Annotated in this window: 10 protein-coding genes; 5 read left to right on the top strand and 5 right to left on the bottom strand. The window is 72.2% G+C overall.

Translation table 11 applies throughout. From position 1 onward, the window contains the following. Positions 1 to 324 precede the first annotated feature (324 nt). Positions 325 to 1503, bottom strand: coding sequence for an MFS transporter (locus Acy02nite_RS02035; protein WP_203738011.1), 1179 nt, complete (start codon positions 1501 to 1503; stop codon positions 325 to 327). 86 nt (positions 1504 to 1589) lie between these two features. On the opposite strand from Acy02nite_RS02035, the gene Acy02nite_RS02030 reads away from it, so the two are divergent. The 3 genes from Acy02nite_RS02030 to Acy02nite_RS02020 all read left to right on the top strand — a co-directional run bounded on the left by Acy02nite_RS02030 (position 1590) and on the right by Acy02nite_RS02020 (position 4610). Next, complete coding sequence (locus Acy02nite_RS02030) at positions 1590 to 2021, top strand: MarR family winged helix-turn-helix transcriptional regulator (protein WP_203738010.1); 432 nt, start codon at positions 1590 to 1592, stop codon at positions 2019 to 2021. A gap of 94 nt (positions 2022 to 2115) precedes the next feature. After that, positions 2116 to 2820: a response regulator transcription factor gene (locus Acy02nite_RS02025; protein WP_203738009.1), complete on the top strand. Its 705-nt coding sequence runs from the start codon at positions 2116 to 2118 to the stop codon at positions 2818 to 2820. Further along, the gene (locus tag Acy02nite_RS02020; protein WP_203738008.1) at positions 2817 to 4610 is read left to right on the top strand and encodes a HAMP domain-containing sensor histidine kinase; all 1794 of its coding nucleotides are present in this window, start codon (positions 2817 to 2819) and stop codon (positions 4608 to 4610) included. The genes Acy02nite_RS02025 and Acy02nite_RS02020 overlap by 4 nt, the downstream gene beginning before the upstream one ends. A 19-nt stretch (positions 4611 to 4629) precedes the next feature. Here the strand turns inward: Acy02nite_RS02020 and Acy02nite_RS02015 are convergent, their stop codons facing one another. Together Acy02nite_RS02015 and Acy02nite_RS02010 are read right to left on the bottom strand one after the other, a co-directional pair. Beyond that, the gene (locus tag Acy02nite_RS02015) at positions 4630 to 5475 is read right to left on the bottom strand and encodes an aminoglycoside phosphotransferase family protein (RefSeq protein WP_203738007.1); all 846 of its coding nucleotides are present in this window, start codon (positions 5473 to 5475) and stop codon (positions 4630 to 4632) included. Beyond that, positions 5472 to 6374, bottom strand: a complete 903-nt coding sequence (locus Acy02nite_RS02010; RefSeq protein WP_203738006.1) for an alpha/beta hydrolase-fold protein — start codon at positions 6372 to 6374, stop codon at positions 5472 to 5474. The genes Acy02nite_RS02015 and Acy02nite_RS02010 overlap by 4 nt, the downstream gene beginning before the upstream one ends. 109 nt (positions 6375 to 6483) lie before the next feature. On the opposite strand from Acy02nite_RS02010, the gene Acy02nite_RS02005 reads away from it, so the two are divergent. Then, a complete protein-coding gene (locus Acy02nite_RS02005; RefSeq protein ID WP_239174079.1) occupies positions 6484 to 6963 on the top strand; it encodes a GtrA family protein in 480 nt (159 codons plus the stop codon). A 32-nt stretch (positions 6964 to 6995) separates the two neighbouring features. Here Acy02nite_RS02005 and Acy02nite_RS02000 read toward each other — a convergent pair whose 3' ends face one another. Beyond that, the gene (locus Acy02nite_RS02000) at positions 6996 to 7802 is read right to left on the bottom strand and encodes a hypothetical protein (RefSeq protein WP_203738004.1); all 807 of its coding nucleotides are present in this window, start codon (positions 7800 to 7802) and stop codon (positions 6996 to 6998) included. A 620-nt stretch (positions 7803 to 8422) separates the two neighbouring features. Then, on the bottom strand, positions 8423 to 11152 hold the full coding sequence (locus tag Acy02nite_RS01995) for a hypothetical protein (protein WP_203738003.1): 2730 nt from the start codon (positions 11150 to 11152) through the stop codon (positions 8423 to 8425). A 189-nt stretch (positions 11153 to 11341) separates the two neighbouring features. On the opposite strand from Acy02nite_RS01995, the gene ileS reads away from it, so the two are divergent. Then, a complete protein-coding gene (gene ileS, locus Acy02nite_RS01990; RefSeq protein WP_203738002.1) occupies positions 11342 to 14428 on the top strand; it encodes an isoleucine--tRNA ligase in 3087 nt (1028 codons plus the stop codon). Positions 14429 to 14472 lie beyond the last annotated feature (44 nt).

The raw sequence follows: 14472 nt of genomic DNA, 5'->3' as shown, positions 1-14472 counted from the left end.
CCGCCCAGCGACCACCGACCGGGCCGGGATCGGGTCGTGGTGGGCGGGGCTGGTTGGTGAGTGGTGCTGTGAGGTCGTGGCGCGAGGCCGCTGCCGGTTGCGGTGGTGCTGTGAGGTCGTGGCGCGAGGCCGCTGCTGGTTGCGGTGGTGCCGCGCGCCCGGTCCCGGCTGGTCCTCATGGGCGTTATTCGTGCCTCATAACGCCCATGAGGACCAGCCGGCGAGCGTGACCGGCCGGCGGTGGGCGAGTGGGCCGGTGGTGGGTGTGCGCGGCGAGCGTGACCGGTCGGTGAGTGGGCTGGGATGTCAGGGAAGCATGAGCGGTCAGGGGGTGGTGGTGGCGAGGTCGGGGCGGGCGTGTTCGCCGGCCGGCAGGCGCGTGGCCAGCACGTAGACGAGCAGGGCGGCGAGGGTCACGGCGGCGCCGGCCCACAGCGGCGACCGGTAGCCGAGCCCGGCGCTGATGGTCAGCCCGCCCAGGTAGGCCCCGAAGGCGTTGCCCACGTTGAACGCGGCGATGTTCGCCCCCGAGGCCAGGGTCGGCGCCTGCTGGGCGTGACCGAGGATGCGCATCTGCAGACCGGGGACCGTGCCGAACCCGAACCCGCCCATGAGCAGCAGCCCGGCGACGGCCGCGAATCGGTTGCCGGCTGTCAGCGCGAACAGTGCGAGGACCACGGTCAGCGCCGCGAGCAGGACGGTCAGCGTGCGCGGCAGGTTCCGGTCGGCGGCCCGGCCACCGAGGATGTTGCCGGCGAACAGGCCGGCGCCGAAGACGATCAGCAGCCACGGCACGGCGGCGGCCGGGAACCCACTGACCCCGGTGAGGGTGTAGGCCAGGTAGCTGAACGCCCCGAACATCCCGCCGAAGCCGAGGATCGTGACCAGGATCGACAGCCACACCTGCACGCTGGCGAAGACCCGGAACTCGCGCAGCGGGCTCGCGTCCGCGGCCGCCGGGGTCGCCGGGGTCAGCGCGGCGATGCCCGCGAACGCGAGCACGCCCACGGCCGCGATGGCCCAGAACGTCGAGCGCCACCCGGCGGCCTGCCCCAGGAATGTGCCGAGCGGGACGCCCAGGACGTTGGCCACGGTCAGGCCGGTGAACATGACGGAGATGGCGGCGGCCTTCTTCTCGGCGGGGACCAGGTCGGTCGCCACGACCGAGCCGATGCCGAAGAACGCGCCGTGGCACAGCGCGGCGAGGATCCGGCCGAGCAGCATCAGCCCGTAGTCCGGGGCGAGCGCGGACAGCACGTTCCCGGCGATGAACAGGATCATCAGGGCGAGCAGCGCCGTGCGCCGGTCGACCCGGGTCAGGGCCGCGGTGAGGGCGATCGCGCCGACGGCGACCGCCAGGGCGTACCCGGAGATCAGCCCGCCGGCGACGGCCTCGGTGACGTGGAAGTCGGCGGCGACCTCGGGCAGCAGGCCGGCGATGACGAACTCGGTCAGGCCGATGCCGAAACCGCCGATCGCCAGCGCGTACAGAGCGATGGGCACGGAAATCCTCCAGCGTTTGCAATATCAAGCGAGTGCAATAGTTGCAGGCGCGCTATATAGGCGCAAGGCAGTGTAGAGTGAGCCACATGGGGATCGGCAACGACGCGGTGGAGATCCGCGCACAGGGCTGGCGCCGCCTCGCCGCGCTGCACGGCCTGATCGAGACGGCGCTGGAGAAGGAGCTGCAGGCGGCCCACCAGCTGTCGGTGGTCGAGTTCACCGTGCTCGACGCGCTCAGCCGGCAGGACGGCTGGCACATGCGGATGCAGCAGCTGGCCCGCGCCGCAGCGCTCTCCAGCAGCGCCACCACCCGGCTCGTCACCCGCCTCGAGGACCGTGGCTTGCTCACCCGGATCCTGTGCGCCGACGACCGCCGCGGCATCTACACCGAGCTCACCGCGGCAGGGCAGCGGTTGCTCGCCGAGGCGCGGCCGGCGCACGACCGGGTCCTGGAGGCGTCACTGTCCCAGGCCGCGCAGATCCCCGAGCTGGAGAGCCTCGTCAGCGCGGTGACGTGACGGCGGGCGGGCGCACCCGGCGTACGGCGGAGTCGGGGTCGGGGTCTTCATAGGTTTCGCACAATTCTTGGGCCGCTGGATTGCCTGCGCCAGAATGCGAGCCGTGACCGCGCGTATCCTTGTCGCCGACGACGACCCGAAGCATGCCCAGCTCATCCGGCTCTACCTGGAGCGTGAGGGGCACCAGGTGCTCACCGTGGGCGACGGCCGTGCCGCGCTGGAGCAGACCCGCGCGCGACGCCCCGACCTGCTGGTCCTGGACGTGATGATGCCGCTGGTCGACGGCCTGGACGTGTGCCGGATCCTGCGCGCCGACGCGGACCCGGGCCTGGCCGGCGTGGCGATCCTGCTGGTCACCGCCCGGTCGGCGGAGAGCGACATGCTGCTCGGGCTCGACATCGGCGCCGACGACTACCTGAGCAAGCCGGTCAGCCCGCGGGAGCTGACCGCCCGCGTCCGGGCGCTGCTGCGCCGGGTCGTCGGCACGGAGAGCCGTGAGGTGCTGCGCGTCGGTGAGCTCGAGGTGGACGCGCCGCGCTTCGAGGTGCGCGTCGCCGGTGATCCGGTGCGGCTGACCGCGAAGGAGTTCGCGATCCTGGAGCTGCTCGCCCGTGAGCCCGGCCGGGTGTTCACCCGCGGGCAGATCATCGACAAGACGTTCGGCTTCGAGAACGACGTCTCCGAGCGCACCGTCGACGCGCACGTCGTCAACCTGCGCCGCAAGATCGAGAAGAACCCGGCCGAGCCGCGGTACGTGCAGACCGTCTACGGCCGCGGATACCGGATGGGCGAGCGATGAGCTTCCGGCTGCGGATCTTCCTGCTGGTCCTGATCGTGGCCGGCACGGCGATCGGCGCCACGGCCTGGCTGACGCTGAGCCTGACCTCCCGCGAGGTGGACCGGCTCAACGACGCCCGGCAGCAGCACGAAGCGGAGATCACCGACGAGATACGGCAGTTCGGCCTCACCAACGGCCGGTGGAACGGCATCAACCGGGTCGTCGCGGACCTGTCCGAGCGCACCGGCCTGCACATCCGGGTGGAGACCGACGAGGAGGTGCTGACCGACTCGGACCGGCTGCGCGAGCAGGCGGTCGGGCCGATCCAGACCAGTTACACGACGGTCGACCCGTACCCCGAGCTCGATCCGGAGATCGCCCGCCAGGCGAGCGCCCTGACGTCGACCGCCGCGCAGGACCCGGACGGCCGGCGGCTCGCCGACCTGTACCGCAAGACTCCCAAGGGGACCCTGCCGTCGGGACCCGTGCCGCCCCGGCCGAGGCTGCCGGCGAACCTGTTCGCGGTCAGTGCGGCGACCGCGGGGCTGACCACCCCGGAGGCCGCCGCGTTCCTGCAGGTCGCGCAGTACCGGGCGGCCCTGGTCGCGGTGCGCTGCGGGTTCCAGCGACACCTGTTGCCGCAACCCGCGATGGGTTCCGTGACCTCGCCCTACCTGACACCCCCGCAGCTCACGGCGGCCCAGGAGTGCGCCGAGGCCGGCCGCGCGAAGGTCTACGCCGACCTCGGCTGGCTCAACCAGTGGTGGGAATCGATCGCGCGCTGCCGGGTCCAGCCGATGGTGCTCTTCAAGGAGTGCCTGCCGTACGAGGTCGCCCAGGCGATGTCCAGCACCGGGGCGGTGCCGGTGCGGGTGTTCTTCGGCGCCGGCCAGCTCGACCGCGGCGTCCTGCGCCAGCCGGCCGTGATCGGCGCGGCCGGGCTGCTGCTGGCCGCCGCGATCGGCACGGCCTGGATCGCCCGGCGGATCAGCCGCCCGGTCCGTGCCCTGACCGGCGCGTCGCTGCAGCTGGCCGCGGGGAAGCTCGACGTGCGGGTGCAGACCCGCGGCAAGGACGAGCTGGCGTTCCTGTCGTCGTCGTTCAACGCGATGGCCGAGGCGATCCAGCGCAGCGAGGAACGCCAGCGCCGGCTCGTGGCCGACGTCGCCCACGAGTTGCGGACGCCGCTGTCCAATCTGCGCGGCTACCTGGAGGGGCTCGCCGACGGCGTGATCGAGCCGGCCCCGGAGTTGTTCGCCTCCCTGCACGAGGAGACGCTGCTGACCGGCCGGATCCTCGACGACCTGCAGTACCTGGCCCTCGCCGAGGCCGGTGACCTCGCGTACCACCCGGAGCCGCTGGACCTCTCCGAGCTGGCCGACACCGCCGTCACCGCGCACCGCGCCAACGCCGCCAACGCCGGTCTGGACCTGGTCATCGACGCCCCCGAGCCGATCGAGGTGCACGCCGACCCGGGCCGGATCCGGCAGGTGCTCGGCAACCTGCTCAGCAACGCCATCCGCTACACCGACGCGGGCGGGCGCATCGAGGTGCGCGTGTCACGTGACCCGCTCACCGCGATCCTCAGCGTGACCGACACCGGCGTCGGGATGACCGCCGCGGAGGTGTCCCGCGTCTTCGACCGGTTCTGGCGCGCCGATCCGGCCCGCCAGCGCGCCACCGGCGGATCCGGCCTGGGCCTGACGATCACGCGCCGGATCGTCGAGGACCACGGCGGCAGCGTGAACGCGACCAGCGAGCCGGGGCTGGGTTCGACGTTCACGGTCCGCCTGCCCGCCTCGATGCGGTAGCCGGTGCTTCCGGTGCCGCTCAGCTGCCGGTCGTGATGCGGTGCAGGGTGCTGCGCCCGAGACGCGCCATCAACGGGTTCGTCTCGCGGTAATACCAGATCAGCCCCATGACCTGCTCGAAAGCCCAGGCCCGCCCGCGCTCCCAGTCCAGGTCGCCCGCCCCGACCCGGCGACGGAAGACCTCCCGGGTCCCGGCGTCGAAGAGGTGCCAGGCGCAGATCAGATCCAGCGCCGGATCGGCCGGCCCGAGACCGCCCACGTCCAGCACGCCGGAGAGGTGATCACCCGAGGCCAGCAGGTTGCCCGGGATCAGGTCGCCGTGGGTCATCACGTCCGGGGACTCGCGCGGCAACTCACGGAACCGCGCCCAGAGCCGGCGCAACGACGCGACGTCGAGCAGGCCCTCGCTCTCGCGCAAGCACGTCTCGATCCACGCGTCGTGGTCGGGGAGGTGACCGCCGCGGCCGTGGCCCCGGAACGGCCGCCCGCGCGTGTCCAGAGCGCGGACGCCGTGGATGAACTCGGCCAGGTCGTACGCGAAAGTGTGGTTGTCGCTGTGGGAATCCTCGCTGGTCATGGCGCCGGGAAGCCAGGTCTGCACGGCCCAGGGGCGGGGAAAGCCGAGCCCGGGGGAGCCCATCGCGACCGGCGCGGGCGTGGCGAATCGGCTGGCCCCGAGCAGTTCCCGGGCGGCTGCCGCCTCGGCCGCCAGGTCCTGCTCCTGCATCGGGAAGCGCGCGGTCAGGTGGTCGCCGAGGCGGAAGACGGCGTTGACCGTGCCGTGCGTGCCGACCCGCTCCAGCGCCAGGCCGCGCCACTGCGGGAACTGCGAGTCGACGAGGGCTCGGGCCAGCTCCGGCGTCACGACAGCCGTCCGTAGCGGCGCGAGACGTCCGGATCCAGGCGGGCGGCTTCGGCGAGCTCGCCGGCCATCATCACCCGCAGGGCGGTCGGCGCGGACGGCCCGAACGCGTCGAACCGGGGCGGATCCCCCCGCCTGCCGGACGCCTCCCAGGCCAGCCACGCCTCGTCGAGGCCCCGGTCCCGCGAGGCGGCGCGCTGGGCGGCCGCGACGAACGCGAACGCCGCGCCGAGGGAGTCGACCGCCTCCGGTCCCAGGTGATCAGCGTCACGGACCAGGTGGTAGTCGTGGGCGATGTCGAGATCCCACAGCTCGCGATGCAGCCGTTCGGCGCCGTCGTGCAGGGCGAAGACGTCACGGTCGCCGCAGCGCAGCAGGATCGGCAGGCCACTGTCGCGCACCGCGCCGGCGTTGGCGCGCAGCCTGCTGAAGATCGTGTCCTGCGGCCGCATCTCCGCGGCGAACTGGCCGAGCACGCTCAGCGTGTTCCGCGGCCGCGGGTCCGCGGTGAGCAGCGCCGGAGAGATCGCGGCGACGGCGGTGAACCGGCCCGGGTCCGCGAAGGCGATCCTCAACGCTCCGTAACCGCCCATCGAGCTGCCCAGCAGCGCGATCGGGCCGGCGTTGAACTCCGTGACCAGGTGCGCCGGGAACTCCTCGGCGACCAGGCGCTCCCACCGGCCCAGGTAGAACCCGCCCGCCGTCGGTGTCGAGACACAGGCGACGAGCGTACGCGGAAGATCGCTGCTCTCGATGATCGGCTGCATCATCACGAGGGCGTCGGCGGACGAGTTCGCCCCGTGCAGCACCAGGACCAGGGGTAACCGTTCCGCGCGGGTCCAGCCGTCCGGGGTGAGCACGGTGTAGCCGTGTTCGTCAAGGGTGCCGCGTACCAGGTCCATGCCGGGCACCTTTGCACTTGCGCATGATCCGGGTCGACCTAATAAACTCCCGCGGATGTGGCTGAGGCAGTTGTGGAAAAAGCATCACGAAGCGGCGAAATTCCTGATAGTGGGGGGCGTCTGCTTCGTCGCCACGGTTGTCCTCAACTACCTGCTGAAGCTCACGGTCCTGCACCAGAAGCCGGTCACGGCACTGGCCTTCGCCACCATCGTGGCCACGATCCTCTCGTACGTGCTGAACCGCGAATGGTCGTTCCGCAGCCGCGGCGGCCGTGAACAGCATCACGAGGCCGCGCTCTTCTTCGCGGTCAGCGCGATCGGTGTCGGCCTGAACCTGGTCCCGCTCGCCATCTCCCGCTACGTGCTGCACATCGAGGTGCCGGACGTCACCCGCCCGGTGCAGGAGATCGCCGACTTCATCAGCGGCAACATCCTCGGCACCCTGCTCGCCATGGTGTTCCGGCTGTGGGCGTTCAAGCGGTTCGTCTTCCCGCACGCCAACGCGCGCCCGGCCCGCCCGTCGCGTGGCGGCCCGCGCAGCAATCGGCTCCTGCGTCACAAGACGCGGTCGCGCATCCGCCGGTCCTGACGCCGCGGTAGCGGCTTTCTTCTCAGCCCTTCTCAGCGCGGGGCCGGGCCTACGCCGCAGGCGGTGAACCCGTGGTCGAGCAGCGTGCGGTGAGCGCGCTCGACCGCCCGGCGCCCGCCGATCGCGATCGGACACCCACCGGCCCGGCTCGCGAAGAGCACCAGCATGACGGCGTGGCCCACGGTCACCCCCGGCAGCGCGGACCAGACCGCGGTGACCGCCGAGTCCAGCGAGTGCGCGGGATCGGCGCCGATGACCAGCACGGTGCCGGCCTCGTCGTCCAGCCGGTGCGGGGCAGGCGCCGGCGGATCGGCGAGCTGCATCCACGGCCACACCTCGTCGACCAGGCGGGCGACGTCGACGTCCCGGCGGAAGTCCCGTCCGGCCGGGCGCGGGGCGCTCGCCGCCGGACTCCCCGCGGGGAACCGGTCGCCGAACAGATGGTTCCCCTGCCGGGCGAGCTCGCCGGGACGCTCGGCGGTGTGGACCAGGTTCGCGAACGGACCGTTCGCGTAGCGGGAGCGGATCACGCGCTTGACCCGCCGGGCCGCCCCGAAGGCGTCCGGCCCGGTCACCAGCCACACCTCCGAGGGGCCGTCGCACAGGTAACGGTCGAGGAAGGCGCGCATCAGCACGTGCCGATCATCGGTGTACTCCGACCACAGCAAGCGCACGTCGTCCCCGCTCAACTTCACCGGCCGGCGGTACGCCACCACAAGCCCCTCGGCGGTGACGGCGGCCTCGACGGACGGGGCCCGGCCCGTACGCAAGCAGTCGGGTTTCAGCAGGACGAACGCCGCGCTCACCGGGACCGTTCCGTTCCCCGCCGCCGCGCTCACCCGACCATTCTGCACGCGACCGTTTCCGGGCCGGCGCACAACTCCACCCCCAGCCGACCATGCCTGCGCAGCTCGGCGGCGACCATCGTGCGCGCCCTGACCCGGCCACCCTCCTGGCCCGTCGCCCTGGCTGCCGATGACCTCCGGCCTCGACGACGGGTTCACCCGCAACGACCCTGCACCGTGGGTCGTGCGTGCCTCTTGGCCGGCCGGCGCGATGGCCGCAGCCGGGGCCACTGCGGGGCAGCCCGGCGAACACCCACACCAGCCGCCCACCGCATGCGCGGCCGCGAGCGCCGTCCGGATCGGCCGGCTGGTGCTGGCGGTTGTTTCGGGTCTGCGTTGCAGCCGTGGGTGCCAGCTGAGCTTGTTCGGCTGGTGGTGGCGGTTGTTTCGAGTCTGCGTTGCAGCCGTGGGTGCCAGCTGAGCTTGTTGGGCTGGTGCTGGCGGTTGTTTCGGGTCTGCGCTGCAGCCGTGAGTGCCAGCTGAGCTCGTTCGGCTGGTGCTGGCGTCGTTGTCGGGTGTTCGGGCAGCCCTGAGTGCCAGCTGAGTTCGCCCCTCCGCGCCCGGCGCAGGGCACGGCGGCCGGGAGGAGGCAGCGCAGCGGAAATGGCCGGATGTCAGGCGGGGGCGGGCGAGCGGTTGTCGGCGAGGGTTCGGGCGAGGCGCGCGGCCTCGGTGATCAGGCGGTTGCGGCCGGGGCGGGTGGCGCCGGCGGACAGCTCCGGGAGGTCGTCCGTGGCGTGCTCGACGGCCGCCGCGGCTTCGGCGACGGCGAGCAGATCCGGGGTGCCGGGGCCCGGATCGGCGAGCACGGCCGGGAGCATCTCGCGGGCGGTGGCCCACACCTCGGCGGCCAGGCCCGCGCGCACGGCTTCGGTGAGGCAGGCCGCGACCCGCTTGACGGTCACCCGGCCGCCGCGGTGAAGGTCTGCCAGCTCGCGACCGACCAGAGCGGCGTCGAGCTTTCCGCGGACGGCCAGGTCGACGAACGCGTCGGTGGCGAAGACGCGGCCGGGGGCCTGGTCCGCGCTGAGTCCGAGTGCGACGCAGAGCGCTGTCGCCGGCCCGGACGGCCCGGTCGACGCCGCGAGGACCGGCAGGACACCGAGGTGGAAACGGTCATCGCCGTCGATCGCCCCGAGGATCTCCGGCAGCGCGTGCGCGGCGATGATCTCCGGGTGCCCCGGCAGGACCATGGGCCAGGCGACCACCGATTCGTTGTGCCGCCGCTTCGGCGTGCGGCCGCGGTCGACCGGGATGCCGAGCAGCCCTTCCGGCACGGCGAGTGCCGGAAGCGCCGCCGCCGGCCACTCCTCCCGCGAGGCGTCGTCAGGGGTGCGGGGTGGCCCGGGCGTGGTCCAGCGGAGGCCGGTGGGTTCCGGCGGCGCCGGGAGCGCATCCGGCGTCAGCGCCACATGCATCGGCGGGTCGGCCGGCGGCGGGAGAGCGGCCGGTGACACCGGCACGGGCAGGGTGGGCGGCTCGAACGAGCTGATCCAGCGGACCCGCCGCGGCCGCCGGCAGGTGCACACCTCCGGCGGGGAACAGCGGTGCCAGACCGCCTCGCCGACGACGACCGTGGGATCGGGCAGCCCACCACCGCGAAGCCAGGTCGCGAAGAACCGGCCGGCCGGGCTGACCAGCCGCTCGGCGCCGGCCAGGATTTCCGGGCCGATCGTGCGGGGCAGCCGCAGCACCGCCTGGGACAGGTCGAACGGCCCCGGCTGCCAGCCGTCCTGGTCGGCGGTGACGAGCAGATCCAGCACGCGGGCCGGGTCGACGTGCCCGTCCACGGTGGCCGGTGTGGCCAGCAACGCCGGCGGCGGGGAGCCGGTCATCAGGCGGCCGATCTCCCCGAGCCGTTCGACAAGCATCCAGAACGGCGGCGACGACCACTGCTCCCAGGAGTCCGGCCGCCACGGCGTCCAGGTGCCTTCCACGACAGCCCGGAGCAGCCGGGAGAACGGGTCCGGCCAGTGCGGGGTCTTCGGCGCCAGGGCGACGGCGAGCCCGGCCCGATCCTGGTGCGCGAACCGGACCAGCCCGTCGAGGGCCTGCTCCAGCAGCACCGGGTCACGGTCGGCCTGATCGAGCAACGTGCCGACGACCGCGACGACCTCGGGCACCGACCGCAGCGCCGCCGGCATCGGCTCGGCGGGCGTGCCGGCGAATCCGGCGGGGCCACCGGGTGTGCCGGCGACGGCGCGGCGGGTTGTGCCGGCGGCAGCCCTGACCGGGTCGGCGGGCAGCAGCGCGGCCACCTGGCGTCGCAGGTCACCGGTCAACCCCTCCGCGACCTGCGCCAGCGCGGCGGTGTCGAAGTTCGCCACGTGCTTGGCGATCACTCGGACGGTGCGCTCGGCGAGGTCGACCGACTCGTTGGTGAGGCCGGTCAGCAACGCCTCGAACAAGACCGGATCCGGCTTGGCGGCGAGCACCGTGTCAGCCCAGGCGAGCTGGGCGCGGACCAGCTTCTTCTCCGTACGGGGCAGGACCGACAGCGACGCGTCGGCGACCAGCCCGGGGTCGTCCACGCCGTGCAGCGCCCGCTGGGCGACGTCGACGACGGTGCTGTGCGGGCTGTCGAGCATCCCCAGGTAGGTCTGCCGGTGCTCGGCGAGCTCGTCGGGGGTGGGCGCCAGGAGCCGGTGCAGCTGTACGAACGAGCGGATCGCGCCCGGGCGGTCACCCTCGGCGAGCCGGTGCACGCAGCCGTCGAGCACCACGGCCCGCTGCTCGGTGAGGTTGGCCAGGCCGCCCGGGCTCACCTCGCCGCCGAGCCGCGGGATCGTGAAGACGTGGGGGAGCAGATACGCCGTACGCGAATCGGCTCTCAAGGATTCTGCGCTGCACCCGGTCTCACGCAGCCAGCCCAGCAGCGTCGCCTCGGTCGGTGGAACCGGCTCGCCGGCCGCGTCGAGCAACCTGCTGATCAGCCGCCATTGCAGGTCGACCTGGTTGGGTCGCAGGCGGGTAGCCATGCCCCGGGCCACGGCGGCGAGCGAGGGGCGACCGGGCGCGCCCAGCACCTGGATCACCGTCGCGGCCAGCGCGGGGTCGTCGCCGGTCCCGAAGTTGCGCAGCCAGCTGACCACCTTGGACGCGCCGGTCAGGCACCCGGCACCGGCCACCCGCATCGCGGCGTTGCGCCGATCCATCAGGCGCCACCAGGCGTGCTGGTCCATCCCTTCCGGGCAGGGCATCCGGACGGCGGTCAACTCGGGTAACCGCCGGCCCAGCGCGCGGCGGGCCGGCTCGCCCATCGTGGTCAGGGCGTCGGCGATCGGCCGCACGCGGCCCTGCTCGATCCACTGGGCGAGCTGCTCGAACGACAGATCGGCGGTCATGCCCGGCAAACTAGCGGGACCCACCGACAAAAACCGGCCCGATTCCCGCGTACGGCGAAATCGCCCCCGGACAAGCGCATCGCCGACGCTCCATCTACCGTGTCCGATCGGCATCGTGGCCGGTCCCGGCATGCTCCACCAGGGCGGTCGGCGTCGCCGGGTGAGCGGGGCTGAGTAAAGTCTCGGAACATGTATCGCCCGGTTCCCGCTCAGGTCGACCTTCCCGCCCTTGACCACGACATCCTGCGTTTCTGGGAGGATCGTGACGTCTTCGGACAGAGCTTGCGGCAGTCCGCGGGCCGCCCCGAATGGGTGTTCTACGAGGGTCCGCCGACCGCGAACGGCATGCCCGGCGCGCACCACATCGAGGCGCGCGTCTTCAAGGACGTGTTCCCGCGCTACCGGACGATGAAGGGCTTCCACGTCGCCCGCAAGGCCGGGTGGGACTGCCACGGCCTGCCGGTCGAGCTGGCCGTCGAGAAGGAGCTCGGCTTCTCCGGCCGGCAGGACATCGAGGCGTACGGGATCGCCGAGTTCAACGCCCGGTGCCGCGACTCGGTCACCCGGCACACCGACGCGTTCGCCGAGCTCACCCAGCGCATGGGCTACTGGGTCGACATGGACGACGCCTACCGGACGATGGACCCGGAGTACATCGACTCGGTGTGGTGGTCGCTGCAGCAGATCTTCGACAAGGGCCTGCTCGTCGAGGACTTCCGGGTGGCCCCGTGGTGCCCTCGCGACCAGACGACGCTGTCGGACCACGAGCTCGACCAGGGCTACGAGATCGACGTCGACCCGTCGGTCTACGTGCGCTTCCCGCTGACCTCCGGCCCCCTCGCGGGCACCACGTCGCTGCTGGTCTGGACGACGACGCCGTGGACCCTGGTGTCGAACACCGCTGTCGCGGTGCACCCCGGCGTGACGTACGTCGTGGTCACCGACGGCCGGGAGCGCCTGGTCGTCGCCGAGCCGCTGATCCCGGAGGGCTTCACGCCGACCGGTGAGTCCTTCCTCGGCAAGGAGCTGGAGCGCTGGACGTACCAGCGCCCGTTCGAGCTGGTCGACGTGCCGGACGCGCACATCGTCATCCTGGCGACCTACGTGACCACTGACAGCGGCACCGGCCTGGTCCACCAGTCGCCGGCGTTCGGCGCGGACGACCTGGCCAGTTGCCGGGCCTACGGCCTGCCGATGGTCAACCCGGTGCGCCGCGACGGCACGTTCGAGCCGGAGATCGACCTGGTCGGCGGCATGTTCTTCCGCGAGGCGAACTCCCCGCTGGTCGAGGAGCTCAAGGAGAGCGGGCTGCTCTTCAAGCACGAGCCGTACGAGCACAAGTACCCGCACTGCTGGCGCTGCCACACCGCGCTGATCTACTACGCCCAGCCGTCGTGGTATGTGCGGACGACCGCGGTGCGCGACGCGCTGCTGCGGGAGAACGAGAAGACGAACTGGCAGCCCGAGAGCATCAAGCACGGGCGGTACGGTGACTGGCTGAACAACAACGTGGACTGGGCGCTGTCCCGCAACCGTTACTGGGGCACGCCCCTGCCGATCTGGCGCTGCTCGAACGACCACCTGACGTGCGTGGGCAGCCGTGAGGAGCTCAGCCGCCTGGCGGACCGTGACCTGTCCGAGCTGGATCCGCACCGGCCGTTCATCGACGAGGTCACGTTCACCTGCCCGCAATGTCCGGAAACGACGCGCCGGGTCCCCGAGGTCATCGACGCCTGGTACGACTCCGGCTCCATGCCGTTCGCCCAGTTCGGCTACCCGTACAAGAACAAGGAGCTGTTCGAGAGCCGCTTCCCGGCCCAGTTCATCTCCGAGGCGATCGACCAGACCCGCGGCTGGTTCTACACGCTGATGGCGGTCAGCACGCTGGTCTTCGACAAGTCGTCCTACGAGAACGTCGTCTGCCTCGGCCACATCCTCGCCGAGGACGGCCGCAAGATGTCCAAGCACTTCGGCAACATCCTGCAGCCGATCCCGCTGATGGACCAGCACGGCGCCGACGCGGTCCGCTGGTTCATGGCCGCCGTCGGCTCCCCGTGGTCGGCCCGCCGCGTCGGTCACAACGCGTTGCAGGAGGTCGTCCGCAAGGTCCTGCTGACCTACTGGAACACTGTCGCGTTCCAGGCCCTCTACGGCCGTACCGCCGGGTGGGTCCCGTCGGACGAGCCGGTCGAGCGGACCGCTCTGGACCGCTGGGTGCTCTCCGAGTTGCAGCAGCTCATCACGAAGGTCGACGCCGCCCTGGCCGCGTTCGACCCGCACGAGACCGGCAAACTGATCGCCGCGTTCATCGACGACCTCTCCAACTGGTACGTCCGCCGCAGCCGCCGTCGTTTCTGGCGTGGCGACCCGGCGGCCCTCGCGACGCTGCACGAGGCGCTGCGCACCGTGACCCTGCTGATGGCGCCGATCACCCCGTTCGTCACCGAGCGGGTCTGGCAGGACCTGATCGTCCCGGTCGACCCGCAGGCCCCGGTGTCGGTGCACCTCGCCGCGTTCCCGCAGGCCGACGAGTCGCTGATCGACCACGAGCTCTCCGCGCAGATGGCGACGACCCGCCGGCTCGTCGAGCTGGGCCGCACCGCGCGTGCCGAGTCCGGTCTCAAGATCCGCCAGCCGCTCGCCCGGGCGCTCGTCTCCGGTGGCGCCGACCTGCCCGCCGACCTGCTCGCCGAGATCTCCGCCGAGCTGAACGTCAACGCCGTCGAGGCCCTGGCCGGCTCGCTCGTCGACACCACCGCCAAGGCGAACTTCCGGGCGCTGGGCAAGCGGTTCGGCAAAGCGGTCCAGCAGGTCGCGGCGGCCATCCAGGCGGCTGACGCCGCAGAGCTCAAACACGATTTGCGTACGACGGGAGCCGCCACCCTGACGGTCGGCGACGAGCAGATCGCCCTCGCGCCGGACGAGGTCGTGATCACCGAGACCCCGCGCGAGGGCTGGGCCGTCGCCTCCGACTCGGGCGCGACCCTGGCGCTCGACCTGCACCTGACGCCGGAGCTGCGCCGCGCCGGCCTGGCCCGCGATGCGATCCGCCAGATCCAGGAGGCCCGCAAGGCCAGCGGTCTGGAGGTCTCCGACCGGATCCGGCTGCGGTTCCGGGCCGGTGAGGACACGGCGCTGGCCCTCACCGAGCACGGGGAGCTCGTCGCCGACGAGGTCCTCGCGACGGACTTCGCGGCGGGCGAGCCGGAGTGGGCGGACGCGCGCGAGTTCACCGACGAGTCGATCGGCCTGGTCTTCTGGCTGACGCGCGCCTGAGCCCGGCACGGGTCCCGCGGGTGGTGCCGCCGGAACGGCACCCC

The sequence above is a fragment of the Actinoplanes cyaneus genome (assembly GCF_016862095.1).
Classification (GTDB): domain Bacteria; phylum Actinomycetota; class Actinomycetes; order Mycobacteriales; family Micromonosporaceae; genus Actinoplanes; species Actinoplanes cyaneus.
This window is presented reverse-complemented; position numbering and strand designations above follow the sequence as displayed.

Excerpts from the sequence above, each read along its gene's own strand:
- Acy02nite_RS02030 (WP_203738010.1), top strand. The coding sequence starts at position 1,590 with ATGGGGATCGGCAACGACGCGGTGGAGATCCGCGCACAGGGCTGGCGC.
- Acy02nite_RS02025 (WP_203738009.1), top strand. The coding sequence starts at position 2,116 with ATGCGAGCCGTGACCGCGCGTATCCTTGTCGCCGACGACGACCCGAAG.
- Acy02nite_RS02020 (WP_203738008.1), top strand. The coding sequence starts at position 2,817 with ATGAGCTTCCGGCTGCGGATCTTCCTGCTGGTCCTGATCGTGGCCGGC.
- Acy02nite_RS02010 (WP_203738006.1), bottom strand. The coding sequence starts at position 6,374 with ATGGACCTGGTACGCGGCACCCTTGACGAACACGGCTACACCGTGCTC.
- Acy02nite_RS01995 (WP_203738003.1), bottom strand. The coding sequence starts at position 11,152 with ATGACCGCCGATCTGTCGTTCGAGCAGCTCGCCCAGTGGATCGAGCAG.
- ileS (WP_203738002.1), top strand. The coding sequence starts at position 11,342 with ATGTATCGCCCGGTTCCCGCTCAGGTCGACCTTCCCGCCCTTGACCAC.